This is a genomic window from Actinomadura sp. WAC 06369, from assembly GCF_003947565.1.
GTDB lineage: Bacteria > Actinomycetota > Actinomycetes > Streptosporangiales > Streptosporangiaceae > Spirillospora > Spirillospora rifamycini.
The window spans coordinates 22,193-44,371 of record NZ_QHJN01000054.1 but is presented as its reverse complement, the minus strand read 5'-3'; the positions used below and the strand labels follow the sequence as shown (position 1 = coordinate 44,371).

At 73.1% G+C, this 22,179-nt stretch carries 28 protein-coding genes, 2 tRNA genes, 1 other RNA gene and 1 pseudogene; 14 read left to right on the top strand and 18 right to left on the bottom strand.

The window, feature by feature from the left end:
• Together DMH08_RS17005 and ffs are read right to left on the bottom strand one after the other, a co-directional pair.
• The coding region (locus tag DMH08_RS17005) for a DNA polymerase III subunit gamma and tau (RefSeq protein ID WP_125615643.1) at positions 1 to 1,205 on the bottom strand (1,205 nt) is incomplete at its 3' end.
• A gap of 37 nt (positions 1,206 to 1,242) precedes the next feature.
• Positions 1,243 to 1,338: signal recognition particle sRNA small type (gene ffs, locus DMH08_RS17000), an RNA gene on the bottom strand.
• Positions 1,339 to 1,397: 59 nt separating this feature from the next.
• Here ffs and DMH08_RS16995 point away from each other — a divergent pair.
• Positions 1,398 to 1,757 (top strand): DUF952 domain-containing protein, encoded by a 360-nt coding sequence (locus DMH08_RS16995; protein ID WP_051301082.1) that lies wholly within the window; start codon positions 1,398 to 1,400, stop codon positions 1,755 to 1,757.
• A 10-nt stretch (positions 1,758 to 1,767) separates the two neighbouring features.
• Positions 1,768 to 1,852: transfer RNA gene (locus DMH08_RS16990), tRNA-Ser, on the top strand.
• A gap of 321 nt (positions 1,853 to 2,173) precedes the next feature.
• On the opposite strand, the gene DMH08_RS16985 is transcribed toward DMH08_RS16990, so the two are convergent.
• Positions 2,174 to 3,166: a helix-turn-helix transcriptional regulator gene (locus DMH08_RS16985; RefSeq protein ID WP_125615640.1), complete on the bottom strand. Its 993-nt coding sequence runs from the start codon at positions 3,164 to 3,166 to the stop codon at positions 2,174 to 2,176.
• 102 nt (positions 3,167 to 3,268) lie between these two features.
• Here DMH08_RS16985 and DMH08_RS16980 point away from each other — a divergent pair, with 102 nt between their 5' ends.
• The 3 genes from DMH08_RS16980 to DMH08_RS16970 all read left to right on the top strand — a co-directional run bounded on the left by DMH08_RS16980 (position 3,269) and on the right by DMH08_RS16970 (position 5,071).
• Positions 3,269 to 3,670, top strand: a complete 402-nt coding sequence (locus tag DMH08_RS16980; RefSeq protein WP_026403917.1) for a VOC family protein — start codon at positions 3,269 to 3,271, stop codon at positions 3,668 to 3,670.
• A 213-nt stretch (positions 3,671 to 3,883) separates the two neighbouring features.
• The gene (locus tag DMH08_RS16975; protein ID WP_026403918.1) at positions 3,884 to 4,639 is read left to right on the top strand and encodes an SDR family NAD(P)-dependent oxidoreductase; all 756 of its coding nucleotides are present in this window, start codon (positions 3,884 to 3,886) and stop codon (positions 4,637 to 4,639) included.
• Positions 4,640 to 4,759: 120 nt separating this feature from the next.
• On the top strand, positions 4,760 to 5,071 hold the full coding sequence (locus tag DMH08_RS16970) for a type II toxin-antitoxin system VapB family antitoxin (RefSeq protein ID WP_026403919.1): 312 nt from the start codon (positions 4,760 to 4,762) through the stop codon (positions 5,069 to 5,071).
• Positions 5,072 to 5,083: 12 nt separating this feature from the next.
• Here the strand turns inward: DMH08_RS16970 and DMH08_RS16965 are convergent, their stop codons facing one another.
• The 7 genes and pseudogenes from DMH08_RS16965 to upp all read right to left on the bottom strand — a co-directional run bounded on the left by DMH08_RS16965 (position 5,084) and on the right by upp (position 10,854).
• On the bottom strand, positions 5,084 to 6,376 hold the full coding sequence (locus DMH08_RS16965; RefSeq protein ID WP_084550696.1) for a CynX/NimT family MFS transporter: 1,293 nt from the start codon (positions 6,374 to 6,376) through the stop codon (positions 5,084 to 5,086).
• Between the two features lie 249 nt (positions 6,377 to 6,625).
• Positions 6,626 to 7,285: pseudogene (locus tag DMH08_RS16960) on the bottom strand (FadR/GntR family transcriptional regulator); the annotation flags it as partial.
• 137 nt (positions 7,286 to 7,422) lie between these two features.
• A complete protein-coding gene (locus DMH08_RS16955) occupies positions 7,423 to 8,862 on the bottom strand; it encodes a helix-turn-helix transcriptional regulator (RefSeq protein WP_026403920.1) in 1,440 nt (479 codons plus the stop codon).
• A gap of 113 nt (positions 8,863 to 8,975) precedes the next feature.
• Positions 8,976 to 9,488 carry a PH domain-containing protein gene (locus DMH08_RS16950; RefSeq protein WP_026403921.1) on the bottom strand — a complete coding sequence of 171 codons (513 nt, stop codon included), beginning with the start codon at positions 9,486 to 9,488 and terminating at the stop codon, positions 8,976 to 8,978.
• Positions 9,489 to 9,495: 7 nt separating this feature from the next.
• The gene (locus DMH08_RS41025; RefSeq protein ID WP_169528856.1) at positions 9,496 to 9,654 is read right to left on the bottom strand and encodes a hypothetical protein; all 159 of its coding nucleotides are present in this window, start codon (positions 9,652 to 9,654) and stop codon (positions 9,496 to 9,498) included.
• A 74-nt stretch (positions 9,655 to 9,728) separates the two neighbouring features.
• Positions 9,729 to 9,989, bottom strand: a complete 261-nt coding sequence (locus tag DMH08_RS16945) for a hypothetical protein (RefSeq protein ID WP_026403922.1) — start codon at positions 9,987 to 9,989, stop codon at positions 9,729 to 9,731.
• 226 nt (positions 9,990 to 10,215) lie between these two features.
• Positions 10,216 to 10,854, bottom strand: coding sequence for a uracil phosphoribosyltransferase (upp, locus tag DMH08_RS16940; RefSeq protein WP_026403923.1), 639 nt, complete (start codon positions 10,852 to 10,854; stop codon positions 10,216 to 10,218).
• An 84-nt stretch (positions 10,855 to 10,938) separates the two neighbouring features.
• Here upp and DMH08_RS16935 point away from each other — a divergent pair, with 84 nt between their 5' ends.
• From DMH08_RS16935 to DMH08_RS16915, 5 genes are all read left to right on the top strand, one after another.
• Positions 10,939 to 11,286, top strand: a complete 348-nt coding sequence (locus DMH08_RS16935) for a hypothetical protein (RefSeq protein WP_034519508.1) — start codon at positions 10,939 to 10,941, stop codon at positions 11,284 to 11,286.
• Positions 11,287 to 11,468: 182 nt separating this feature from the next.
• The gene (locus DMH08_RS16930) at positions 11,469 to 11,954 is read left to right on the top strand and encodes a tRNA adenosine deaminase-associated protein (protein WP_026403925.1); all 486 of its coding nucleotides are present in this window, start codon (positions 11,469 to 11,471) and stop codon (positions 11,952 to 11,954) included.
• Positions 11,955 to 12,016: 62 nt separating this feature from the next.
• Entirely contained in the window at positions 12,017 to 12,454 is a 438-nt protein-coding gene (locus DMH08_RS16925) for a tRNA adenosine deaminase-associated protein (RefSeq protein WP_125615635.1), read from the top strand.
• Positions 12,455 to 12,482: 28 nt separating this feature from the next.
• The gene (tadA, locus tag DMH08_RS16920; RefSeq protein WP_034519562.1) at positions 12,483 to 12,920 is read left to right on the top strand and encodes a tRNA adenosine(34) deaminase TadA; all 438 of its coding nucleotides are present in this window, start codon (positions 12,483 to 12,485) and stop codon (positions 12,918 to 12,920) included.
• A gap of 10 nt (positions 12,921 to 12,930) precedes the next feature.
• Positions 12,931 to 13,015: transfer RNA gene (locus tag DMH08_RS16915), tRNA-Ser, on the top strand.
• 54 nt (positions 13,016 to 13,069) lie between these two features.
• Here the strand turns inward: DMH08_RS16915 and DMH08_RS16910 are convergent.
• The 3 genes from DMH08_RS16910 to DMH08_RS16895 all read right to left on the bottom strand — a co-directional run bounded on the left by DMH08_RS16910 (position 13,070) and on the right by DMH08_RS16895 (position 15,102).
• A complete protein-coding gene (locus DMH08_RS16910) occupies positions 13,070 to 13,969 on the bottom strand; it encodes an alpha/beta fold hydrolase (RefSeq protein WP_125615632.1) in 900 nt (299 codons plus the stop codon).
• Between the two features lie 435 nt (positions 13,970 to 14,404).
• Complete coding sequence (locus DMH08_RS16900; RefSeq protein ID WP_125615629.1) at positions 14,405 to 14,824, bottom strand: hypothetical protein; 420 nt, start codon at positions 14,822 to 14,824, stop codon at positions 14,405 to 14,407.
• A complete protein-coding gene (locus DMH08_RS16895; RefSeq protein ID WP_125615626.1) occupies positions 14,821 to 15,102 on the bottom strand; it encodes a hypothetical protein in 282 nt (93 codons plus the stop codon). The genes DMH08_RS16900 and DMH08_RS16895 overlap by 4 nt, the downstream gene beginning before the upstream one ends.
• 239 nt (positions 15,103 to 15,341) lie before the next feature.
• Between DMH08_RS16895 and DMH08_RS16890 the strand changes: the two genes are divergently transcribed.
• The gene (locus DMH08_RS16890) at positions 15,342 to 16,205 is read left to right on the top strand and encodes a helix-turn-helix domain-containing protein (RefSeq protein ID WP_125615623.1); all 864 of its coding nucleotides are present in this window, start codon (positions 15,342 to 15,344) and stop codon (positions 16,203 to 16,205) included.
• Positions 16,199 to 16,408, top strand: coding sequence for a DUF397 domain-containing protein (locus DMH08_RS16885; RefSeq protein ID WP_125615620.1), 210 nt, complete (start codon positions 16,199 to 16,201; stop codon positions 16,406 to 16,408). Before DMH08_RS16890 ends, DMH08_RS16885 begins: the two co-directional genes overlap by 7 nt.
• A gap of 19 nt (positions 16,409 to 16,427) precedes the next feature.
• Here the strand turns inward: DMH08_RS16885 and DMH08_RS16880 are convergent, their stop codons facing one another.
• Complete coding sequence (locus DMH08_RS16880) at positions 16,428 to 17,177, bottom strand: SDR family oxidoreductase (protein WP_026403933.1); 750 nt, start codon at positions 17,175 to 17,177, stop codon at positions 16,428 to 16,430.
• Positions 17,178 to 17,313: 136 nt separating this feature from the next.
• Here DMH08_RS16880 and DMH08_RS16875 point away from each other — a divergent pair, with 136 nt between their 5' ends.
• Both DMH08_RS16875 and DMH08_RS16865 read left to right on the top strand, forming a co-directional pair.
• Positions 17,314 to 17,913, top strand: coding sequence for a TetR/AcrR family transcriptional regulator (locus tag DMH08_RS16875; RefSeq protein ID WP_125615617.1), 600 nt, complete (start codon positions 17,314 to 17,316; stop codon positions 17,911 to 17,913).
• Between the two features lie 208 nt (positions 17,914 to 18,121).
• Entirely contained in the window at positions 18,122 to 18,319 is a 198-nt protein-coding gene (locus tag DMH08_RS16865) for a hypothetical protein (protein WP_125615614.1), read from the top strand.
• 2 nt (positions 18,320 to 18,321) lie between these two features.
• Here the strand turns inward: DMH08_RS16865 and DMH08_RS16860 are convergent, their stop codons facing one another.
• The 4 genes from DMH08_RS16860 to DMH08_RS16845 all read right to left on the bottom strand — a co-directional run bounded on the left by DMH08_RS16860 (position 18,322) and on the right by DMH08_RS16845 (position 22,114).
• On the bottom strand, positions 18,322 to 19,848 hold the full coding sequence (locus DMH08_RS16860; protein WP_125615611.1) for a serine/threonine-protein kinase: 1,527 nt from the start codon (positions 19,846 to 19,848) through the stop codon (positions 18,322 to 18,324).
• An 83-nt stretch (positions 19,849 to 19,931) separates the two neighbouring features.
• A complete protein-coding gene (locus DMH08_RS16855) occupies positions 19,932 to 20,534 on the bottom strand; it encodes a TIGR03086 family metal-binding protein (protein ID WP_125615608.1) in 603 nt (200 codons plus the stop codon).
• Between the two features lie 63 nt (positions 20,535 to 20,597).
• A complete protein-coding gene (locus tag DMH08_RS16850) occupies positions 20,598 to 21,464 on the bottom strand; it encodes an EamA family transporter (RefSeq protein ID WP_125615605.1) in 867 nt (288 codons plus the stop codon).
• Positions 21,458 to 22,114, bottom strand: a complete 657-nt coding sequence (locus tag DMH08_RS16845; RefSeq protein ID WP_026403936.1) for a B3/B4 domain-containing protein — start codon at positions 22,112 to 22,114, stop codon at positions 21,458 to 21,460. Before DMH08_RS16845 ends, DMH08_RS16850 begins: the two co-directional genes overlap by 7 nt.
• Positions 22,115 to 22,179: the final 65 nt, after the last annotated feature.

Sequence of the window (22,179 nt, the reverse complement as noted above, 5' to 3'; positions counted from 1 at the left end):
CCGCCGACGCCCGCGCCCACGGCGCCACCCCCGCCGAAACCGCCCTGGGACGCCTGGCGCTCCAACCGGTCGAGGCGTGCGAACATCGACGCCTCGTCCTCGTACGCGCCCGGCAGCAGGATCCGCGCCGCGATCAGCTCCAGCAGCAGCCGCGGGGACGTCGCGCCGCGCATCTCCGTCAGTCCGGTGTGCAGCAGGTCGGCGGCCCGCGTCAGCTCCCCGGGGCCGAGCGAGGACGCCTGCTTGCGCATCTGCTCCAGTTCGTCCGGCGGCGCGTTCAGCAGCCCGGACCCGGCCGCCTCCGGGACGTTCGACAGGATGACCAGGTCGCGGAGCCGTTCGAGCAGGTCGGCGGCGAACCGGCGGGGGTCCTGGCCGCTCTCGATGACCCGGTCGATCGCGGCGAAGACGGCGGCGCCGTCCCGGGCCGCGAACGCGCCGATGACCTCGTCGAGCAGCGTCGAGTCCGTGTAGCCGAGGAGGGAGACGGCCCGCGCGTAGGTGATGCCGTTCTCGTCCGATCCGGCGAGCAGCTGGTCGAGGATCGACAGGGTGTCGCGGGCGGAACCGGCGCCGGCGCGCACCGCCAGCGGCAGCGCGGACGCCTCGTACGGGACGTTCTCCGACTCGAGGATCTCCTCGACGAGCTCGGTGAGGGTGCCGGGCGGGATCAGCCGGAACGGGTAGTGGTGCGTCCGGGACCGGATCGTCCCGATGACCTTCTCCGGCTCGGTGGTCGCGAACACGAACTTCAGGTGCGGCGGCGGTTCCTCGACGAGTTTCAGCAGCGCGTTGAAGCCCTCGCGGGTCACCATGTGCGCCTCGTCGATGATGTAGACCTTGAAGCGCGCGGAGACGGGCGCGAAGAAGGCGCGTTCGCGGAGGTCGCGGGCGTCGTCCACACCGCCGTGGGAGGCGGCGTCGATCTCGATGACGTCGATGTGCCCGGTGCCGGTCGGGCCGAGCGCGACGCACGAGTCGCACTTGCCGCAGGGGTCCGGGGTGGGGCCGTTCTCGCAGTTCAGGGAGCGGGCCAGGATGCGGGCACTGGACGTCTTGCCGCAGCCGCGCGGGCCGCTGAAGAGGTACGCGTGGTTGATCCGGCCGTTGCGCAGCGCCTGCTGCAGCGGTTCGGCGACGTGCTCCTGCCCCTTGAGCTCGGCGAACGTCGCAGGCCGGTACTTGCGGTACAGAGCCAGACTCATCGGGGGTCCGCCCTCCTCAAGAGCAGAGCGTCAGAAACGAAAGGACCCCCCGCACACCCGCCAGAGCCTGCTTATCCTTGCTGCCTTCCGGCCCTGGGGAGGTTCACAGGGTGACGCCATGCGAGGGGTCTGCTCAGAGTCTATGGCATCCCGGCCCGGGGTTGGCACGGTTCCGGCGTTACTCTCCGCCTCATGGGCGACTCCGATACCGCTCCGGCGCGGCGCACACTCCTGCACATCGCGGAACGACGCCATTGGGAACCGGCGAGGGACGCGGGTGTGTCGTACCGCATGTCCACCCTCGGACGGACGCTGGACGACGAGGGCTTCGTGCACTGCTCGTCCGACATGGACCAGGTGCGAGGCGTCCTCGACCGCTTCTACAAGGGTGTGGACCGGGACGAGCTGGTCCTGCTGGTGATCGACGTGTCGCGGCTGGGCGGCGCGCCCGTCCGGGACGAGCCGGTGGGGGACGGGGTGTTCCCGCACGTCTACGGTCCGATTCCGGTGGGGGCGGTAATTGATGCGCGACCACTGCCCGGTACCCGGTAGGCTGTCCTGCGGAGGATTCGCCTAGTGGCCTAGGGCGCACGCTTGGAAAGCGTGTTGGGTTCACGCCCTCGCGAGTTCGAATCTCGCATCCTCCGCTCGCCCTTCGGGGCGCACGACGTCGAAGGCGGCACCCATCGGGTGCCGCCTTCAGTGTTTTGTGGCGCGTGTCGGTCGCCACAGCCGAAGAGACACTCATGTCTATATGGCTGCCTCCAGTCGCGCGTTCTGGGAGGTGCCCGATCCGATTTCCCCTTGGGCCGGGGAGTGGGCCTGTTCACTGTACGTCCTGGACGGCAATCTCATGGTGGACGTCGCCGAACGGGGACATGCGCCGGTCGGCGTGCCGGGCGAACGCCCGAGAGGTCGCCGAGGCGGCGGTCGCGGCGATGCCGCCGCACTAGGGCACCGTCGGTCGGTCAGGCGCGGCGTGCGGAGGACGCGAGGCGTTCGGCGAGTGCGGCGACGAGGTCGCGGAGCTCGTCGGGCCGCTCGATGGCGAACGGCCGGTCGAGCGAGGCCAGAACCGGGGGCAGCCAGTCGAGCCGCTCCACCCGCAGCCGAACACGCAGCCAACGCTCACCCGCAGACTCCCGCTCGCCCGTCGCGGGGTCGTGCTCCTCGATGGTGGCGATGGTCGCTGGGAGGCGGGTGCGGATCTGCTCGACCGTCCCGTGGATTCGCAGGGTGACCGTGTGCCGGTACTCGGCCGCGGCGAACGACGTCAGCAGGCGCTCGGCGGGGGCGGGAGCGGCGGGCGCCTCGAACGAGCCGGGGAGGGTCCGCGCGTCCGCGATGCGGTCGAGCCGGAAGGTGCGGTCCTCGCCGATGCGGGCGTCCCGGCCGGTGACGTACCAGCGGCCGGCATGCGCGACGATCCCGTACGCGTGCAGGGTGCGGTCGCTGCGCCGCCCGTCGCGGTCGGTGTAGCGGATCGAGACCGGCCGGCGGTGGCGGACCGCGTCGGCGACGGTGAGCAGGACCTCCGGGTCCGGGGTGCCGGACGCTCCGGGCGGTTCCGTGAAGGCGAGCGACTCCCGGACCGTGTCGAACCGGCGGGCGACGCGCTCGGGCAGCACGCGCCGGATCTTCGCCGCGGCGGTCTCGCCCGCGGTCTCCTGCGCGGTCGTCAGCCCCGACCGGCGTCCGGCGACGAGGCCGAGCAGGACGGCCAGCGCCTCGTCGTCGCTGAACATGAGGGGAGGCAGGCGGTACCCGGGGGCGAGCCGGTATCCGCCGTAGCGGCCGCGCACCGATTCCACGGGCACGTCCAGGTCGATGAGGTGGTCCACGTACCGCCGCACGGTGCGCCCTTCGACGCCGAGGCGGTCGGCGAGTTCGGCCACGGTCCGGGTGCCGCCCGACTGCAGCAGCTCCAGGAGGGTCAGAACGCGGGTGGTGGGGCGGGACATCTCCACAACCTAACGCGAATACTGGACCGATTCTGTCCACTATCCCTCCTAGCCTGCACGGCGCAGGGCACGCACGCCTCGCACACGGCCAAGGAGATCCCAATGAAGTTCACTTCGATCCGCATCATCACCGGTGACGTGAAGCGCCTCGTCGCGTTCTACGAGCGGGCGACGGGGGTGCGGGCGGCGTGGGCCGGCGAGCACTTCGCCGAGATCGCCACCGCGGGCGGCACTCTCGCGATCGCCGGCACCGCGACCGTCCCGCTGTTCGCGCCGGGCTCCGCCCGTCCGGCGGACAACGGCAGCGTGATCACCGAGTTCCTCGTCGACGACGTGGACCGCGTCTACCGGGACCTGGCCGGCGCCGTCACCGACGTCGTCGCCGAGCCCGCCACGATGCCGTGGGGCAACCGGTCGCTGCTGTTCCGCGACCCCGACGGCAACCTCGTCAACTTCTTCACCCCCGTCACCCCGGAGGCCGTCGAGAAGTTCGCGGCGCGCTGACGCGTCGCGGCACGCCAGCGCCCGTCCCGCCCACCGGCCGGATCCGCGGGATCGCCGCGCCGGCCGGCGGTCCGGGGCGCGCCGCCGGGACGCCGGTACCGATCAGCGGTACCGGCGCGTCGGCGCCTTTCCGCCCCTGCTTACGGTGAGGGTGTCGGCGCGCGGATCGGCGGCCGATGGGACGCGAACGGGACGAACGAGGGGCGGGACGGCATGGGGAGCGGCGGTCTGGACGGGAAGACGGCGATCGTCACCGGGGGCGCGTCGGGCATCGGGGAGGCGATCACCCGGCTGTTCGTGGAGCGCGGCGCCCGGGTCGTCGTCGTGGACCTGCAGCGGGACGCCGGGGAGGCGCTCGCCGGGGAGTTCGGCGGCGCGGTGGTGTTCCGCCAGGGGGACGTGTCGGACCGGGCCGTCGCGGACGGCGCGGTCGCGGCGGCCGCCGAGCGGTTCGGCGGGCTCGACACGCTGGTCAACAACGCGTCCGCGTCGCGGCAGCGTCCGTTCGCCGAGCAGACGGACGACGACTGGCGGCTCGCGATGGACAGCGGGCTGGGGGCGACGCGGAACTTCATGCTGGCGGCGTTCGAGGAGCTGAAGAAGGCCGACGGCGCGTCGGTGGTGAACTTCGGGTCCGGTGCCGGGCTGGACGGGCAGCGGAACCAGGCGTCCTACGCTGCCGCGAAGGAGGCGATCCGGGGTCTCAGCAGGGTCGTGGCGAACGAGTGGGCGGTGCACGGGATCCGCGTCAACGTGGTCTGCCCGATGGCGAAGACCGCCGGTGTCGCGCAGTGGGCGGAGGCGCACCCGCGGCAGTACGCGGAGTCGGCCGCGAAGGTGCCGCTGGGCCGGTTCGGGGACCCGCTCCGGGACGTCGCGCCCATCGTCGCGTTCCTCGCCGGGGACGACGCCCGGTACATGACCGGCCAGACGGTCATGGCCGACGGCGGGGCGATCAAACTGCGCTGACGCAAAATACTCACAGGGTGCCTGACCTGCGATGTAATTGGTTTACACCCGAGGTGAAAATGGTGACCCGGGTAGTTGCGTTTCTTTCTGCGACCGCGTCCGACACCGTAGACTCATGGGGTGATCTTCAAGGCGGTCGGCGTGGGAAGGCCCTATCCGGACCACGGGCTCTCGTCCCGGGACTGGGCCAAGATCCCCCCTCGCCAGGTCCGCCTCGACCAGCTCGTCAGCACCAAGCGGGAGCTCGACCTCCAGTCGCTCCTCGCGAAGGACTCGACCTTCTACGGCGACCTGTTCCCCCATGTCGTCCAGTGGCGCGGCGAGATGTACCTGGAGGACGGCCTGCACCGCGCCCTGCGCGCGGCCCTGCAGCAGCGGACCGTCCTGCACGCCCGCGTCCTCGACCTGGACGCCGTGGACCTGCGCCGCTGACCCCGGCGCGGGTCAGCGGGTGCGGGCCGGGGCGGGGACGGCGATCTCCTTCGCCTCGACGAGCGGTCCGCCGCCGCCGAGGCGGATGAAGCCGGGGCGGGCGGCGAGCAGCCCGAAGGCGATCTCCGGGACGACCAGGGCGAGCAGCAGCACGAGCGAGACGTCCCAGCCGCCGGTGGCGCTGTGCAGGACGCCCGCCGCGAGCGGGCCGGCGCCGGCGAGCAGGTACCCGCCGGTCTGCGCCATCCCGGACAGCCGCGCGGCGACCGACGGGCTCGGCGACCGCAGGCTCAGCAGCGTGTAGGCGAGCGGGAAGGCGCTGCCGACGCCGAGGCCGAGCGTGACCGTCCACACCCAGCCGGCGGACGGCGCGAGGAGCATGCCGCCGATGCCGACGACCATCACGGCGCCGATCGCGGCGACGACGGCGCGCTGGTCGCGGAGCCGGGCGGCGAACACCGGGACGAGGAAGCCCAGCGGGATACCGACGATCATCATGACCGAGACCATCATCCCGGCCGTGGCGGGCGCGTACCCGGCGTCCTGCATCATCTCCGGCAGCCAGGACATCAGCACGTAGAACATCAGCGAGGCCAGGCCCATGAACACCGCGACGCACCAGGCGAGCGGCGAGCGCAGCAGGGAGCCCTCCACCGGGCGGGCGGCGCCGCCGGGGACGTCCGCCGCCTCGGCGGCGCGCCGGCCGCGGAGCGCGAGCGGGCCCCACACCAGCGCGGCGACCAGGGACGGGACGGCCCAGACGGCGAGCGCGAGGCGCCAGCCGCCCGCGTGGTCGAGCGGCACGGCGAGTCCGGCGGCGACGGCGCCGCTCGCGGCCATCAGCATCATCGCGACGCCGGTCAGGGAGCCGACGCGGCGCGGGAACGCCCGCTTGATCACGGCGGGCAGGAGGACGTTGCCCATCGCGATGCCCGCGCCCGCGAGGACCGTTCCAAGGTAGAGCGCGGGCGCGTACGCGACGACGCGCAGCAGGATCCCCGCGGTGATCATGACGAGGGAGCCGGCGATGGCGGCCTCGGTGCCGAGCCGGCGGGCCAGCACCGGCGCGAGGGACGCGAAGACGCCGAGGCACAGCACCGGGAGCGTGGTGAGGACGCTCACCCCAACGCCGGACAGCCCGAAGGCGTCGCGCAGTTCGCCGAGCACCGGGGAGATCCCGGTGATCGCGGCGCGCAGGTTGACGGTGAGCAGCACCAGCCCGGCCAGGGCCCAGGCCGCGGTGGCGCGGGACGCCGCCGGGGCGGGGGTCGCCGTCGTGGCGGAGGGGTTCGAGGACGCGTTCATTTCACCTTCGTCGTGCGCTCGCGGCGCGGCTCTACGGAACAGGAATCGGTGGGAGGAATCGGGCGTGTCAGAGCGACGGCCCGCGATGGGGAGGGAGGGGGCCCGCTGGGCGGTGTCTCGCTACGTGGCGGCCCCGGCCCCGCCGGGCGTCCCGACGGGGGGCGGCGGCTCCGGCGCGCCCGGCACGACCGCGCTCGCGGGCCCCGCGCCGGGGGCCGCGCCGTCGGGGGCGTCCGCGTCGGGGGCGGCGGAGGCGAGGATCCGGTCGAGGCAGGCGTGCGTGGCGCGGGTGGCGGCTTCGGCGTCGCCGGCCTCGATGGCGCGGGCGATGGGCCCGTGCGGGACGTCCGCGTGCCGCAGCAGGACGCCCGCGGCGCCGATGCTCGCGCGCAGCGCGGTGCTGAAGTCGCGGTAGAGGTCGGTGAGGACCCGGTTGTGGGTGGCGTCGACGACGGCGGTGTGGAAGGCGAGGTCGGCCTCGACGAACGCGGCGTGGTCGCCCGCGGCCCAGGCGGCGTCGCGGCGGGCGAGGGCGACGGCGATCGCGGCGGTGTCGGCCTCGGTGCGGCGGGCGGCGGCGAGCCGGGCGGCCTCCACCTCCAGCCCGCGCCGGACCTCGAGGATCTCGATGAGCTCGGCCTTCTCCAGGCGCCGCCGGACGGCGCCGGACAGCTCGCTGGTGGCGCGCACGTAGGTGCCGTCGCCCTGCCGGCTGTCGAGCAGCCCCGCGTGGGTGAGGGCGCGGACGGCTTCGCGGACGGTGTTGCGGCCGACGCCGAGGGTCTCCGACAGGACCGGCTCCGGCGGGATCTTCCCGCCGACCGGCCAGACGCCGTTCGCGATCTCGTCCCTCAGCTGGTCGATCACCTGGTCGACGAGCGAGGAGCGGCGCGTGGTGCGCAGCGTCATCGGTGGTCCCTCCATCATCCGGCCCAGTCAGCCGGTCATCCCATGTCTCCATGGTAGGACCACCGGAGGCGTGCGTTTATTCCGCGCCGCGACGGAGCCGCGACGGGCGCGGGCGCCGGGACGGGCCCGGACGGGCGTCAGACGCGGCCGAGGTCGCAGTTGGCCTCGTGCGGGCGGCCCGCGCGCAGGCCGGTGGCCTCGAGCGCCTGCCGGTACGCGGCGGCCGCGCTCTCGCCGTCCTTGACCAGTTCGAACAGCTCGCCCATGTCGCGCAGCAGGTGCGCCGTCGTCCGTCCCGCCGGGAGCGTCTCCAGTTGCCCGGACGCGGCCTGCAGAACGACCTGCGCGGCCTGCGGGTCGCCCTGCGCGACGCGAGCGCGCGCGAGGACGAGACGTGCCCGGACGGCCGTCCGGGCGCGGGCCACGAGGTCCTGTCCGGGCTGGGGGGCCAGCGGACGGGCCAACGCGGGGCTCGGCGGCTGCAAAGCGAACCCGGTGTCGAGGAACCGCTCGAGCCCCGCGATGGCCTCGTCCAGGCTCCCGACCAGGACGAGCGCGCGCGCACGGGTGATCGCGGACTCGGTGGCTTCGGCGCCGGTGAGCGCGGACGTCCGGTCCAGGAGTTCGAGCGCCTCGCGGGCGGCGTCGGCGGTCCCCTCCGGGCGGGGGCGCCCGAAGGCGTCGGGGACGATCGAGGGGTTCTCCGCCGAGAACGGCGCGACGCCGCGGAGCAGCGCCTTGGCGGCGGCGAGGTGCAGGCGGGCGTCGGCGCGCGGCGGGGCGCCCTCGGTGCGGGCCGCGAGGGCCTGGTCGGCGAAGTACAGCGAGTCGCCGATCGCGCCCTCGTCGAGCGCGCGCAGGCTCGCACGCTGGTAGTGGACGCTCGTGGGCTCGTCCGCGCCCTCCGGGTACAGGAGCCGGCGGCCGATCTCGTGCGCGCGCGCCGGGTCGGACCGGTCCACGTACGCGAGGAGGAGGACGCGGCCCGCTTCGGTGTGCTCGCGGCCGACGCCCAGCCCGACGACGCGGAGGCGCTCCATGGCGCGCTCGCCGAGCGCGATGGCCTGCCCGAGGTCGCCGACGGTGTGGTAGCAGCGGGCGAGCGCGATGACGGCGGGCAGCGTGCTGACCCGGCCGGGGTCGCGTTCGGCCTGCTCGCGCAGCTCCTCGAACAGGCCGATGGCGAGGTCGGTGCGGCCGAGCTCTTCGAGGGCGCGGGCCCGGCCCCAGCGGGCGCGGGAGGTGAGGTCGGGGTCGTCGCTGCGCGCGATGACGTCGTCGAAGCCTTCTTCGGCGGCCGCCGGGTCACCGCCCAGCAGGGCGAGGTGCGCGTGGCGCTCCCGGACCTCGAGGTGGGTGCGCTGCTCCGGCTCGACGCCCTCGGCGAGGTATTCGGGCGTGCAGCCGAGGCGCTCGGCCAGCATGCGCAGCACGGTCGGGGTCGGTGTGCGCTTGCCCGACTCGATCAAGGAGATGTAGCTGTCGGAAAGGTCGTGACCGGCGAGCTGTGCCTGCGACAAGCGTCTGGTCAGCCGCAGGTTGCGGACACGTTCGCCGACATTGCCTGGACCCGGCATGTGGACTCACTTAGCGGAAGTAATCAGGCGGCTGGGGTGCCGACATGATTGCACATTGCGGGTTAACGCACATCGAGAGTAACGAAGCGGGCCGCGGTCGGGCGCGGGTTCGGCTAGTCGTCCGGGTTCTTGTTGGGGAAGATCATCTCGCAGACCTCGAGATACAGCTGCTCGGGGTAGGGGAGGTAGTCGATGTTCGTGAGGGCCTGGTCCTGGCCGGCGGACTCCAGGACGAACTCGCCGTAGCCCAGCATCCGGCCGGTGATGGAGCGTTTGAAGCTCATGTCGGTGACCTTGGCGAGCGGCATCATCGCGACGCTGCGGGTGAGGATTCCCGTGGTGAGCAGCATGCGCTGGTTCGTGATGACGAAGTAGTCGACCGACCATTCCGCGACGCGCCACACGAACCAGGCGAGCAGCGCGAGCCAGCCCCACCAGATCCACATGATGACGGCGCCGACGGTGTTGACCAGGACGCCCGCGATGATCAGGCCGCCGAGGACGAGCCCGACCGGGACCATCAGGACCGCGGGGTGCCGGCGGACGGTGATGACCTGGTTCTCGTGCGGCAGCAGGTACTTGTTGACGGACGCGGGGGCGGAGTCGCCGGGGGTGACCAGTCTCATCGCGGCCTCAGCCGACCGCGTTGATGAAGGTGATCACGGAACCGGCGGCGCCGGCGAGCCCGCCGGCCACGGTCTCGACCGACCGCGTGGCGCCGTCCGGCTGTGTGACGACGTAGAACGCCACGAAGGCCGCCGCGGCCAACGTCAGGTACTTCTTGGCGGGCACGGCTGCCTCCCGGAGCACTTGACTCGAGACCCCGGATCAGTTTCGCACAGCCGCCACCCGCGGCAAAGGAAGGTCTATGGCGCGTTGTCGAGAGATGACCGGCGCGCCGTGCGGCGCTTCTCGGCCGCGACCGCCGCCAGCACCTCCAGGTGCCGGCGCGCGATCCGTTCGACGAGGTCGGCGGGCGCCGACCCGACGACCTCCTCGGCGCCGTACCGGGCCGCGGACACGCAGCGGGTCACCGTCTCTGCGGCATGCACCCCCGCGAACTCCTCGGTCAGCCGCTCGCCGATCGCCGCGTAGCGCGGCAGGTCCCCATCCCCGTGGTGAGCCATTGCGACATCCTCGAGCTCGCTCACGCCGCCCGGTCCGTAACGGTCCCCTGTGCCGCGGCGGCGGAGGGGAACGCGCGCTGGCGTTCCGTGGGGGTTCAATACCCCCTACCAGGGCCGACGAACATCTTCGGGCACCCTTTGCGACCGCGTGGTCATCCGGACGGACGGCGCACGGGCCGCACGCGGACGGCCCGCGGACGGCGCGACGGGCGGGCGGCGGGAGCGGTCAGACGACGCCGTAGAGCCGGTCCCCCGCGTCGCCGAGGCCCGGCACGATGAAGCCGTTCTCGTCCAGGTGCGAGTCGATCGCGGCGGTGACGACGCGGATCGGCGCGGTGATGTCGGTGAACGCCTGCTCCAGGTGCTTCAGCCCCTCGGGCGCCGCCAGCAGGCAGATCGCGGTGACGTCGGTGGCGCCGCGCTCGCACAGCAGCCGGATCGCGGCGGCGAGGGTCCCGCCGGTCGCGAGCATCGGGTCCAGGACGTAGCACTGCCGGCCGGACAGGTCGTCGGGCAGCCGCGTCGCGTACGTCTGCGCCTGCAGCGACCCCTCGTCGCGGATCATGCCGAGGAAGCCGACCTCGGCGGTCGGCAGCAGCCGGGTCATCCCGTCCAGCATCCCGAGGCCCGCGCGCAGGATCGGCACGACGAGCGGCTTCGGGCTGGCGAGCTGGACGCCTTCGGCGTCCACCAGCGGGGTGGGCACCGTGACCTCGGCGACCCGGACGTCGCGGGTGGCCTCGTAGGCGAGCAGGGTGACCAGCTCGTCGGCCAGCCTGCGGAACGTGGGCGAGTCGGTGCGCGAGTCCCGCAGGGTGGTGAGCTTGTGCGCGACGAGCGGGTGGTCGACGGCGAGGGTCTGCATGCGCACACGGTAGCCGACATGCGGCGTTCGTCCGGTCCGGGACGAGGCAGGATAGGACGCGGATGAGCTGGGCACGAAAGCGGTATGAGCCGCGACAGCGATCAGCAGCCGATGCCGCCGGGGCCGGCCCGCGACCCCGCGCCGGACTCGACGCCCGAACCGTCCGTGAGCGACGTCACACCCGCCCGGCCCTCCCCGGACCGCCGCGCCGACACCGAAGCCCGCCCGGGGGACGAGGGGCGCGGGGCGTCCCGTCCCGGTCCCCAGGGGGACATCTCGCCCGAGGAGGTGCGGGAGCACCTGCGCCGCCGGGCCGTGTTCCTCCGCGAACTCGCCGAGGCCCGCGAGCTGCGGCGCCGCGTCACGCCGCACCGGTCGCGGCGCGCCCGCATCCACGCGGCGCTGCGCCGCCGCACGTTCCGCATCAACTGACCCGTCCGCCGCGGGAGGTGCGGCCGGTCCGCCCCCGGCGCCGATCGAGTAGGTTCGTTGCGCCGGGTGCCGCGACGCGCCGGGCGTCCGCGCCGGCCCGCCCCGAATTCGGCGGTGGGACGTACGGGGGCGCCCCGCATCTGCGAACATGCCCTGGCAGGAACCGCGCCGGTGGGGTGGACATGACGGATGTGGACGCGACGGATTTCGCCGTCGTGGTGTACCGGGAGGACGAAGCCTGGGAGGCCGAGGTGCTCCCGGTGGCGCTGACCGAGGACCTCGCGGGGCTGATCCATGCCCTGCGGCAGCAGCCCAGCCTGGGCGGCACGATCGGGCTGGTCGCGGTCGGCGACGACTTCTTCGTGGCGATCCGCCTGCTCGGCGACGAGGTGATGGTGTTCCTGTCGGACGTCACGGCGTCGGTGGACTGGCCGCTCGCCACGCAGGTCCTGGAATACCTGGACATCCCCGTTCCGGACGACGAGGAGCTCGACCAGGTCCTCCCGGTCGGCGACATGTCGATCTTCGCGGATCTCGGGCTGGACGAGATGGAGCTCGGCGCGATCTCCGGCGACCTCGAGCTGTACCCGGACGAGATGCTGCTCAGCATCGCGGGCCGCATCGGTTTCGCCGCCGCGTTCGAGCGGGCCGCCGACACCGTCGCCTGATCCGCGGGACCGCTCGCCCGCACGGGCGTGACCTGGGGAACCCGTTGGGTAACAATGGACGCGTGTCCTCTTTCGCCGCAGTCTTCGCACGGACCCCGGAGGGCTGGGTCGGCGCCGAGGCCGTCCTCGCCGAGGCCGCGGACGCCGACGACGTCGCCGACCTGATGCGGGAGGCGGCCGTCGAGTCGTACGGCGACCCCGTCCTCCTGCTCGTCGAGGAGGAGGACGACTGGTTCGCGGTCGTCCGGCTGGACGGCCAGGAGGAGCCCCGCGCGTACGTGTCGACCGTCCGCGAGGACGGCCTCGGTCCCCTGTTCCACCAGCTCGTCGGGGAGGTGCCGGACGGCGCCCCGGGCGGCGACCCGGCCCTGCTGGACGACCTGGGCGTCGACGCCGGCGGCCTCGCCGACCTCGGCGAGCGGTCCCTGCCGGGCGACGCGCTGCTGGCGGTCGCCGAGCGGGCCGGGTTCGGCGAGGAGTTCGACCGGATCCGTGACTGACGACCCCACCCCCGGGCTCGTCCCGGCGATGCGGCGCGCGCTGGACGAGGCGCGGCGCGCGGCGGACGCGGGCGAGATCCCCGTCGGCGCCGTCGTCCTCGACCCGTCCGGGGAGGTCATCGGCACGGGCCGCAACGACCGGGAGGGCGGCGGCGACCCGACGGGCCACGCGGAGATCGTCGCGATGCGGGCGGCGGCGTCCGTCCGCGGCGAGTGGCGGCTGTCGGGCTGCACCCTCGTCGTGACGCTCGAACCCTGCACGATGTGCGCGGGCGCGACCGTCCAGGCCCGCATCGCCCGCCTCGTCTACGGCGCGGTCGACGAGAAGGCCGGTGCCGTGGGCTCGCTGTGGGACGTCGTCCGCGACCGCCGGCTCAACCACCGGCCCGAGGTGATCGCGGGTCTCCTCGCCGACGAGTGCGCCGCTCCGCTTATCGAGTTCTTCGCACGCCGCCGCGTCCGGTAGGCTCTTCCGCGGTGGTGTCGCCTAGTGGACGAGGGCGCACGCCTCGAAAGCGTGTGAAGGGCAACCTTCCGTGGGTTCGAATCCCACCACCACCGCCGCCGCGAAGGGCCGCGACCGTCTCCGGTCGCGGCCCTTCGCCGTTCGTGCCGTCAGGCGGCCGCGGCCTTCTCCGCGACGCCCCCGATCGCCTTGACGGCGACGTCCGGCTGGTCCACGTACACGTAGTGGCCGCTCTTCTCGGCGACGGTCAGCTTGCTCGCGCTCGACAGCTCCAGCCACTTCTTCTGGCCCGCCGTCCACGCGTCCTCAAGGCCCTGGCCGTACTGGGGGACGGCCGCCAGGTACGGCTGCCCGTGCTTGATCACCTCGACGGGGATGCTCCCGGCGGACTTCACCGGCCCGTCCTTCATCACGAGCTGCTCGGGGTTCTGCCCCTGCGCGACCGCGATGTTCTGGGCGCGCAGCTCCGCCGCCGGGCCCGTCGCCGACTCGGGGATGATCCTGCTGACGTCGGTGGTCATCATCGCCGGCGTGGCGTCCATCAGGACCAGGCCCTTCACCCGGTCGGTGTGGTCGGGGGCGTACCGGGCGGCGATCAGTCCGCCCAGCGAGTGCCCCGCCAGCACCACCGGACGGTCGCCGGCGACCTGGTCGAGCACCCCGGTCAGCACCTTCCCGGTGCTGTCGAAGCTCTGCGGCCCGTCCGGCTTGGCGCTCGCGCCCGACCCGAGCCGGTCGTAGGAGCACACCCGGTACTCGGCGCTCACCGACTTCTGCAGCGCGGCCAGCTTGTCCACACCGTCGCCCGCACCGTGCAGGAGGACCACGACCGGCTTGCCGTCCGCGAGCTCACCGGAGCACGACACGTTCACCGACTTGCCGTCCACGTCGAGCTTCTCGTCGCCCGTGAACGTCGCGGCCTCCGCCTTCGGGCTCGCGGCCAGCGGGTCCCAGTTCTCCAGGTCCTCACCGTCGCAGCCGACGAGCCCGGCGCCGAGCACAGCGGCGGAGAGGGCGGTCAGAGCAGCGGTCTTGACGGTGCGGAACATCGTGGTCCTCCATAGCGGGAGCGGGGGTCTGCCTCGCGCCTCGGCGCGGTGTCCGTGGCGACGAGAAGAACGCTACGGAATCGGCACCCCACGAATCGTCACCGCTCAGCGGACATTCCCGGGTAGCTCTCACGGGGGACAAGCCCCGCGCACCTTCCCAGGGGTCTACGCGACCTCGACCACGTACTTGCCCCGGACGCCGCCCGCCTCCAGCGCCCGGTGCGCCGCCGCTGTCTCCTCCAGGGGAAGACTGCGTCCACCGCGGGACTCAGCTTGCCCTCGACCACATGGCGGGCGAGGTCGTCGAAGTCCGCCCGCGTGGGGTTGCCGCTGAAGAAGCGCACGCGTCCGCGCCCGTGGACGGCGCCGGACGCCCCCCAAGAGCCGGTGACATGGCAGCAGCCTGAATCCCTGCGGTGACCAGGGACGGCGCGCTCAGCGGGCCGCGTCCACTCGGCCGAGAAGCGCGCCGCATCTGCCGAGGAATCGGCGAACCAGGTTGGGCGGCGGGAAGAACGGGTCGACGTCCCGGCGCCGCGCGGGGACGCGTCGCGGCGGCGCGGCGGGCCTCCGGTTCGGCGGCCTGGTCGCCGCACCGTGCCGGACGTCCGTCCGGCGGGCCTTCGGGGCCGGTGGCGGCGGCCAGGGAACGGCGAGTCCGCGGACGCGGGCGAGCAGCGCGCGTCCGTCCGCGAACTCCTCCAGGCGGTCGCTGCGGAGGAGCCAGAACGAGCCGGTGTACTCGCCCGCCCACGCCACCGCGCCCGGCAGCACGCGCCGCACCTCGGCGAGCACCGCCTCGGGGTCGTCCCAGTGCCAGGGCGCGGCCCGCACCGTCCGGACGGCGGCGGTCACGCCCGCGCCCCGGGGACGCCGCGCGCCGTCGTCTCCGCGACCGCGATCCGTTCGGCGAGCGTGTTCTGCGCCTCGCACACGAGCAGCAGCTCCGTGACGGACCCGGCCGTCGTCTCGTCCAGGCACCCGTGCCCGCGCTGGTAGTCGGACAGCGCCTCCAGCCGCCGCGCGACGAGCCGTCCGTCCACCCGCTCGCTGAACCAGCCGGGGCACAGGTCTCCCAGCTCCGCCGCCACGCGCCGAACCTCGCCCCGCGCCGCCGGTGGGATGTCTACCATGGCGGCACCTCCTCCCTTGTGGGTTGGTAGCCGCGCGGTCGGGACCAGGGTTCCCATCTCACCCCGACCGCGCGGCGCTCTCTACCTGCCGTTTCACCTGGACGCCGTCACACTCGGCGCCGTCATGGCTACATAGTGTGCGTAATGATTACTGATCGCAAGGCATCAGTAGCGACACGCCGTGGCCCGATCCGGCCACGGAGAGTTGTTTAGTGATCACGTGGAGCGATACTGGCACTATGTCCCCTTCGTACATCCCCTCGGTCCGTGCACGTCGGCTTGCGCGGAGCCTCAGAGAGTTCCGGGAGCAGGCAGAGCTGGGCGTGACGGCGGCCGCCGCCCGCCTGGGGTGGAGCCAGGGCAAGGTCAGCCATATCGAAAGCGCACGCAACAAGCCCAATGAGCGCGACGTGCAACTGATGCTCAACCTCTACGGCGTGGGCAGCCCTGACCGAGAAGCCATCTTGAGCCTCGCCCGCGAAGCCGAAGAGCGCGGGTGGTGGACCGACTACACCGACGTGCTCAACGGTCCGTACGTCGCCTTGGAGGACGCGGCATCGGAAATCGGCAACTGGGATCCCCAGGTCATCCCCGGTCTTCTGCAGACGCCGGACTACGCGCGGGAAATCATGAGGGCGGGCGACCTCGGCAAGTCCGACGACATCGAGCGCCGAATCCGGGCCCGCATGGTCCGGCAGACGATCCTCACCCGGGAGATCGATCCCCCGCGACTCCGCGTCGTCCTCGACGAGGCCGTACTCGGCCGTCCGATCGGCGGCCCCGCCGTGTGGCGCGACCAGCTCCGCCGACTCCTCTCCGACGCGGAACGCGGCAACGTCACCATTCAGGTGCTACCGCAGTCGGTCGGGACTCACTGCGGCCTGGAGGGGTCGCTGATCGTCCTGGGGTTCGCCGAGCCCGCGGATCCCGACGTGGCGTATGCGGAGGGCTTCTTCGGCGTCGTCTATATGGAGAGTCCGCAACAAGTCGAGCATTGTAGGCTGGCATTCGAGAAGATTTGCGAAGCGGCACTCACCCCGGAAAGTTCTTTCGAACTGATCGAGGCGGCGGCGAAGAGACGAGGCTTCGACCATCCATGCTGACTCTGCTTGAAGAACCCGACGTCCGGTGGCGCAAGAGCACACGCAGCAAGGACGCCAACACCTGCGTCGAGGTGGCCTGCAACATCGCGGCGGGGGTCGGTGTGCGCGACTCCACCGATCCGCACGGGCCGAAGCTGCTGTTCGACCGGGGGGCCTTCGGGGCGCTGCTCGGCGCGATCAGGTCGGGCGCCCACGACCTCTGAGGTTCCGCGAGGCGGGTGGTCAGTAGGCGAGTTCTCCGATGCCGCCGTCGACGCGCAGCACGGTGCCGGCGGTGTACGCGGACTCGTCCGAGGCTAGGTAGACGGCCGCCTTCGCCAGCTCGGTGGCCGTACCGAGGCGGTGGAGGGGCACCGTGCGGCGGAGTTCGTCGTAGATGGCGGCCTGGCGCTCGGGGCCGAGCGGCTTGAACGTGTCGGTGACGGTCGGCCCCGGGCTCAGTCCGTTGACCCGGACGCCCCGGTCCCTCAGCTCATAGGTCAGCCCGCGGGACAACGACAGCAGGCCGGCCTTGGCGGCGCCGTAGACGGCCGCGTTCTCGTGCCCGATGAAAGCCGAGACCGAGCCGACGAGGATGACCGACGCTCCCTGCGACAGGAGCGGCAGCAGGGCTCTGATCAGGAAGAACGGCGCCTTGAGGTTGGTGGCGACGAGCCTGTCGAACGCCTCTTCGGTCCATGCTTCGATCGGCAGGTGGGTGACGTCGGCGGCGTTGATCATCACGATGTCGAGCCGCGGCCACTCGTCCCGCAGCCGCGCCGCGAGGGCCGCCTGGCCGGGCACGTCGCCGGCGTCGCTGCGGATGGGCAGCAGCGGACCGTCCAACCGCCGGGCGGCCTCGTCCAGCCGTTCCGGCGAGCGGCCGGTGATCGCGACGGACGCGCCCTCGGCGAGGAACTCGCGGGCGGTCTCGAACCCGATGCCGCCCGTCCCGCCGGTGATCAGCGCGTACTTCTCCTCAAGACGACCCATCGATCTTTCTCCTCGCTCGCGCTCAAGGCGCGCGTCGTCGCGGTGCGCCCGACTTCTGTGCGGGCGTTCAAGAAGTACCTCGGGCAGCACCGTACGGGGTTTTGTGCGGACGGTCAAAAAGTCGTAGCCTGGAGGCATGGCACGGACGGGGCGCCCCCGCGCGTTCGACAAGGAGCAGGCTCTGGAGCGCGCGCTCCTGCTGTTCTGGTCCCGGGGCTACGGCGCGACCTCCGTCCAGGACCTCGTCGACGCGCTGGCCGTGGAGCGGGGCAGCCTGTACGGCGCCTTCGGCGACAAGCGGAGCTTCTACCTGGCGGCGGTCCGGCTCTACTGGGACACCTACGAGCGGCGGCTGGTCGCGGCGCTGGAGGACGGGCCGGTGCTGCCGGCGTTGCGCGAGGTGCTCGCGACCCCGGCCCGGGCGCACGAGTACGCCTCCGACGTCGGCGTTCCGCGAGGGTGCATGATCGGCAACACGACCGCGGAACTGGTCCCGGAGGACGCCGAGGCCGGTGAGATCGTGGCCCGCTCGCACACCCGTTTCACCGGCATCGTCGCCGACGCGCTGCGGCGCGCGCAGGCCACCGGCGAGGTCACCCGGGACGCCGCCCCGGAGGCCCAGGCCCAGTTGCTGCTGTTCACCGTCCAGGGCCTGTCCCTGGTGTCCCGCACCGGACTCGACACGAGCACCGCGCTCGCCGCCGTCGACACCCTGATCGACTCCCTCCGCGCTTGAGGCGCGGACTCGACGCTCGGGGCACCCGTCGTCGGCGGGGCAGGATGGTCGGGTATCCAAATCCTGGCTGCGCGGTGGCTTCGTGAACGCCAGTGTCCGTGTCGGGGACACGGTGCGTCGGCCCGCCGCCCGTGCGGAGTTCGTCCACCGGCTTCTCGGTTCGCTGGAGCGGGCCGGGCGGGACGCGTGGCGTTGCGTGAGTTCTGTGTTGAGCGGTTCGGAGCACTGCCGGTTCGGGGGGCGGGCGATGCTCGACCCCGGGACGGCGTGGCCGGAGTGCGGTGGTGTTCCGCTGAGCCTGTTCGCGGTCCTCGACCTCGACGTCCTGGCGCGTCCGGGGCTCGCCGTCGAGACGGACGCGCCCGGTGGCTTTCGGCGTGCCGTCCCGCCCCCGGACTGGTGGTGACGTCAGCGGCGGGAGAACCCGGCCCTGACCTTGCTCGACAAGGTGAACGGCTGCACGCCGAGCCAGATGACGCCCAGGAGCATGAGAGGGAGGATGAGGGGGGCGTTGTGGTCCGAGTCCAGGTCCAGGCCCGACCCTGCCGCCTCGTAGAGCGGGACGACCCAGAGCAGGGCCACGATGCCTTCGACGAGCACGGCCGCGGCGAGCAGGCCGCCCCGGACGTGTGGAACCCGCACCCGTCCGGCGAGTGTCGGGTTCACGGCGGTGCAGGCGAGCATGATCGCGAGTGCGCTCAGCACCCAGAAGACATGGAGTCCGGTTTGGGGTTCGATGACCGGGAGGTCGCCGGAGTATCGGTGCGTGTACAGGCTGAGGGTTCCCACTTGAAGGCCACCGAGGATCGCGGCGATGAGGGTGAGGACGAGCGCCGGTCTGTGCGGCAGGAACCACGCCCCGCATAGGAGGACGAACGCCGCAAACACGGGCACCAGCAGGAAGGCGGATGCCCGCCAGTACTCCTCGACGAGAGGGTCCTCGTGGGGTCTCATCCACGGCCCGCCCAGGAAGGCCAGGACGGCGACCGCGGTGCTCAGGAGCGCGGCTCTGACGAGGGTCGTTCGCAGGTTCCGGCCGTCCGCGGGCGGGTCGAGGAGCGCGGTGGGCGGCGGACGGTCGCGGGCGGGCCGTTCGGGGACGGTCGCGGTGCCGCTCGGAGCCAGGGCGGCTTGGAGCAGGTCGCGGGCTTCGGCGGGTGACAGGCGGTCGGACGGGTCCTTGCGCAGGAGGCCGTCGAGGACCCGGGCCAGCGGGCCGCCGCAGCTTGGCGGGGCGTGCCGGGCGGTGGCGATGGCGACGAAGACGGCGCCGTGGCCGGGGCCGTCGAACGGGCGGCGGCCCTCGACCGCCGTGTAGAGGGTGGCGGCCAGGGACCACAGGTCGGAGGCCGGGGTGACGGCGCCGCCCCGCACCTGCTCGGGGGACATGTAGGCGGGCGTGCCCAGCACCGCGCCCGAGCGGGTGATGGTGACGTCGCCCTCCAGGGCGGCGATGCCGAAGTCGGTGAGGAGGACCCGGTCGCCTTCGAGGAGCACGTTCGCGGGCTTGACGTCGCGGTGGACGACGCCTTGGGCGTGGGCCGCCGTGAGGGCGTCCAGCATCGCGAGGCCGATCGCGGCGACCCGGTGCGGGGGCAGCGCGGTCTGTTCGGCCAGGAGGTCTTCGAGGGAGCGGCCGCGGACCAGCTCCATGACGATCCAGGGGCGGCCGTCGTCGCCCATCACCCGGTCGTGGACGGTGACGATGCCGGGGTGCCGGAGGCGTGCGGCGGCGCGGGCCTCGCGTTCCATCCGCGCGTACCAGACGTCCCGTTCCTGGTCGGTGACCTGGTCGGGTACGCGGAGCTCCTTGACGGCGACGTCGCGGTCGAGGTCGAGGTCGCGGGCGTGCCACACCGCGCCCATGCCGCCCTGGCCGATCCGGCCGAGCCTCCGGTACCGCCCCGCCAGTACCCCGTCACCGTCCCAGCCCATGATCGGAACCTATCGGGGCGGGACGGTGAGGAGAAGGCACTCGCGCCGACTGGCAGACACGAGTGTCTGCCAGTCGGCGGCCGTCAGGCGGACGCGACGGGGTGCTCGGGGTCGCGGCCGAGGAAGCGGAGCAGCGTCGCGACGTCGTCGTCGCCCGGACGGTCGGCGAGGACGGGCCCGAAGGCGCCGTAGTCGCGGAGGGGCTGGATCACGACCGTCCGGGCGACCGGCAGGAGCGCGCGGGCGAGGGTGCCGACGAGGGGGGATCCCTGGCCGGTGGCGACGGCGATGTCCCAGGCGTGGACGGCGGCGTCCAGCGCGCAGGCTCCGGCGCCGGTCTCGGCGGTCATCGTGTTGGGCGGCATCGGGACGGCGACGTCCCGCGCGTCCTTGCCGACGGTCGCCCACGCGTCGGCGGCGGCGCGGACGGCGGCGTCCACCAGGGCCTCCGGGGCCGCGGAGAGGGTCCCGGACGGGGTGAACGGGTTCTCCTCGGGTCCGGGGCCGCCGGTGATGGCGGCGGCGTAGGCGAGCTGGTCGCCGACGGCGTGCTGGAGCACCTGGGCGACGGTCCATTCCGCGCAGGGGGTCGGCTTGCCCATGTCCCCGGCGGGGACGCCGCGGACGGCCGCCCGCAGGAGCTCGTGCGCCTCGTCCAGGATCGTCCACTCGCTCTTCCGGTTCATCTTCCGCCCCTTCGCCCCGCTGTTCAGGACCCCCATTCTAGCAGAACGGAATAATCTATTCCACTATCCGCCCGCGGTCACCAGGACGACGCCGGTGGCGGCGACGGCGAGGCCGACGCGCTGGACGGCGCGGAGGCGCTCGCTGTAGGCGACGCGGGCGAGCAGGACGGTGATCGCCGGGTAGAGGGACGTCAGGACGGCCGCGAGGCTGAGCAGGCCCTGCTGCGTGGCGACGACGAACAGGACGTTCGCGCCCGCGTCGAGGGTGCCGGACAGCAGCGCGAGGGCGATGAGCGCGCGGCCGGACACGCGGGGGCCGAGGTTCCCGCCGCGCAGGCGGAGGGTGACGGCGACGGCCGTCAGGACGACCGCGAGGTTGCCGACGCGGGAGCCGACGATCGGCCAGAGCCCGCCGTCCTCGCCCGCCGCGCCGAGGACGGTGAAGAAGACGCCGAAGCAGACGCCGGAGACGGCCGCCATGAGGGGGCCCGAGTCGGTGAGGCGGCGCTCGGCGGGCGCCTCGGCGTCCCGCTCCATGCTGACCATGCCGATGGCGACGAGGCACAGCAGGACGCCCGCGACGACCGTGGCGCCGAGCCGTTCGCCGCGCAGGACGCCGAAGGCGACGGGGAGGATCGCGGCGGCGAGGGCCGAGACGGGCGCGACGACGCTCATCGGGCCGCGGGCGAGCGCGCCGTAGAAGGTGATGAGGCCGGTGCCGCCGGCGAGGCCCGCGCCGAACCCCCGGGCGAGGGACGGCGCGGTGGGCGCGCCGCCGTCGACCAGCGCGGCGGTGAGGACGACGGCGAAGCCGACGGGGACGCACCACAGCAGCGCCTGGAGGGCGGTGGCGCGGCGGGAGACGGCGCCGCCGAGGAAGTCGGCGACGCCGTAGGCGAGGGCGGCGCCGAGGGCGAGGACCGTCACCATGCGAGGAGGCGGGTGGCGATCCGGACGTCCGGGGAGATCTCGCGGAGGCGGGCGGCGAGGACGTCGGCGGCGGCGTGCAGGTCGTCGAGGGGGTACGGTTCGAGGCGTTCCAGGAGGAACAGGGCGTTCTTGGTGTCCTCGGTGATGCGGGTGCGGACGCACTGCCGCCAGTTCCAGCGGCGGCAGGTGACGCCCGCGTCGTCCCGCCAGACGACCTCGCCCGGCTCGGGGTGCTCGACGGCCGGTTCGCCGGACGCGACGACGTCGAAGGGTTCGTCGCCGGCGGCGCGGACGAGGCGGGCGGGGCCGCGGTAGGCGTCGAGGTCCTCGCCGCCGATCGGCAGCGCGTGCTCGACGCTGACCGCGTTGTAGGCGTCCACGACCCGGTTGATGGACGGGACGGCGCGGCGCATGAGGGCGTCGACGGACGGGCGGGTGCGCTTGGGCTTCGCGCCGAACGCCCGGTACGCCTCGCGCCACGCCTCGACGTGCGGGTGCGCGGCGTCGGCGCGGTCCGCGGCGCGGGCGAGCAGGTCGGCCGAGGCGGCGTCGCCCGGCCCGTTCGCGAGTCCCTCCGCGGTGACGGCGAGGACGGCGAAGTCGGGCCGCAGCTCCCGTACGGCCTCGTCCACGGTGATCCGCTCCAGCATGCCCTTCCTCCGGTCATTTCGATGAACTCGACAGTGCATCATACCGACCGGACGGGTCGGTGGCA

Coding starts and splice junctions, on each gene's coding strand:
- DMH08_RS16985 (WP_125615640.1), bottom strand. CDS start 3,166: ATGTCCCGCCCCACCACCCGCGTTCTGACCCTCCTGGAGCTGCTGCAG.
- DMH08_RS16945 (WP_026403922.1), bottom strand. CDS start 9,989: ATGGCTCACCACGGGGATGGGGACCTGCCGCGCTACGCGGCGATCGGC.
- DMH08_RS16895 (WP_125615626.1), bottom strand. CDS start 15,102: ATGGTAGACATCCCACCGGCGGCGCGGGGCGAGGTTCGGCGCGTGGCG.
- DMH08_RS16930 (WP_026403925.1), top strand. CDS start 11,469: ATGACGGATGTGGACGCGACGGATTTCGCCGTCGTGGTGTACCGGGAG.
- DMH08_RS16965 (WP_084550696.1), bottom strand. CDS start 6,376: ATGAACGCGTCCTCGAACCCCTCCGCCACGACGGCGACCCCCGCCCCG.
- DMH08_RS16875 (WP_125615617.1), top strand. CDS start 17,314: ATGGCACGGACGGGGCGCCCCCGCGCGTTCGACAAGGAGCAGGCTCTG.
- DMH08_RS16855 (WP_125615608.1), bottom strand. CDS start 20,534: ATGAACCGGAAGAGCGAGTGGACGATCCTGGACGAGGCGCACGAGCTC.
- DMH08_RS16890 (WP_125615623.1), top strand. CDS start 15,342: ATGTCCCCTTCGTACATCCCCTCGGTCCGTGCACGTCGGCTTGCGCGG.
- DMH08_RS16950 (WP_026403921.1), bottom strand. CDS start 9,488: ATGAGACTGGTCACCCCCGGCGACTCCGCCCCCGCGTCCGTCAACAAG.
- DMH08_RS16860 (WP_125615611.1), bottom strand. CDS start 19,848: ATGGGCTGGGACGGTGACGGGGTACTGGCGGGGCGGTACCGGAGGCTC.
- DMH08_RS16995 (WP_051301082.1), top strand. CDS start 1,398: ATGGGCGACTCCGATACCGCTCCGGCGCGGCGCACACTCCTGCACATC.
- DMH08_RS16880 (WP_026403933.1), bottom strand. CDS start 17,177: ATGGGTCGTCTTGAGGAGAAGTACGCGCTGATCACCGGCGGGACGGGC.
- DMH08_RS16955 (WP_026403920.1), bottom strand. CDS start 8,862: ATGCCGGGTCCAGGCAATGTCGGCGAACGTGTCCGCAACCTGCGGCTG.
- DMH08_RS16910 (WP_125615632.1), bottom strand. CDS start 13,969: ATGTTCCGCACCGTCAAGACCGCTGCTCTGACCGCCCTCTCCGCCGCT.
- DMH08_RS16885 (WP_125615620.1), top strand. CDS start 16,199: ATGCTGACTCTGCTTGAAGAACCCGACGTCCGGTGGCGCAAGAGCACA.
- upp (WP_026403923.1), bottom strand. CDS start 10,854: ATGCAGACCCTCGCCGTCGACCACCCGCTCGTCGCGCACAAGCTCACC.
- DMH08_RS16975 (WP_026403918.1), top strand. CDS start 3,884: ATGGGGAGCGGCGGTCTGGACGGGAAGACGGCGATCGTCACCGGGGGC.
- DMH08_RS16935 (WP_034519508.1), top strand. CDS start 10,939: ATGAGCCGCGACAGCGATCAGCAGCCGATGCCGCCGGGGCCGGCCCGC.
- DMH08_RS16850 (WP_125615605.1), bottom strand. CDS start 21,464: ATGGTGACGGTCCTCGCCCTCGGCGCCGCCCTCGCCTACGGCGTCGCC.
- DMH08_RS16980 (WP_026403917.1), top strand. CDS start 3,269: ATGAAGTTCACTTCGATCCGCATCATCACCGGTGACGTGAAGCGCCTC.
- tadA (WP_034519562.1), top strand. CDS start 12,483: ATGCGGCGCGCGCTGGACGAGGCGCGGCGCGCGGCGGACGCGGGCGAG.
- DMH08_RS16845 (WP_026403936.1), bottom strand. CDS start 22,114: ATGCTGGAGCGGATCACCGTGGACGAGGCCGTACGGGAGCTGCGGCCC.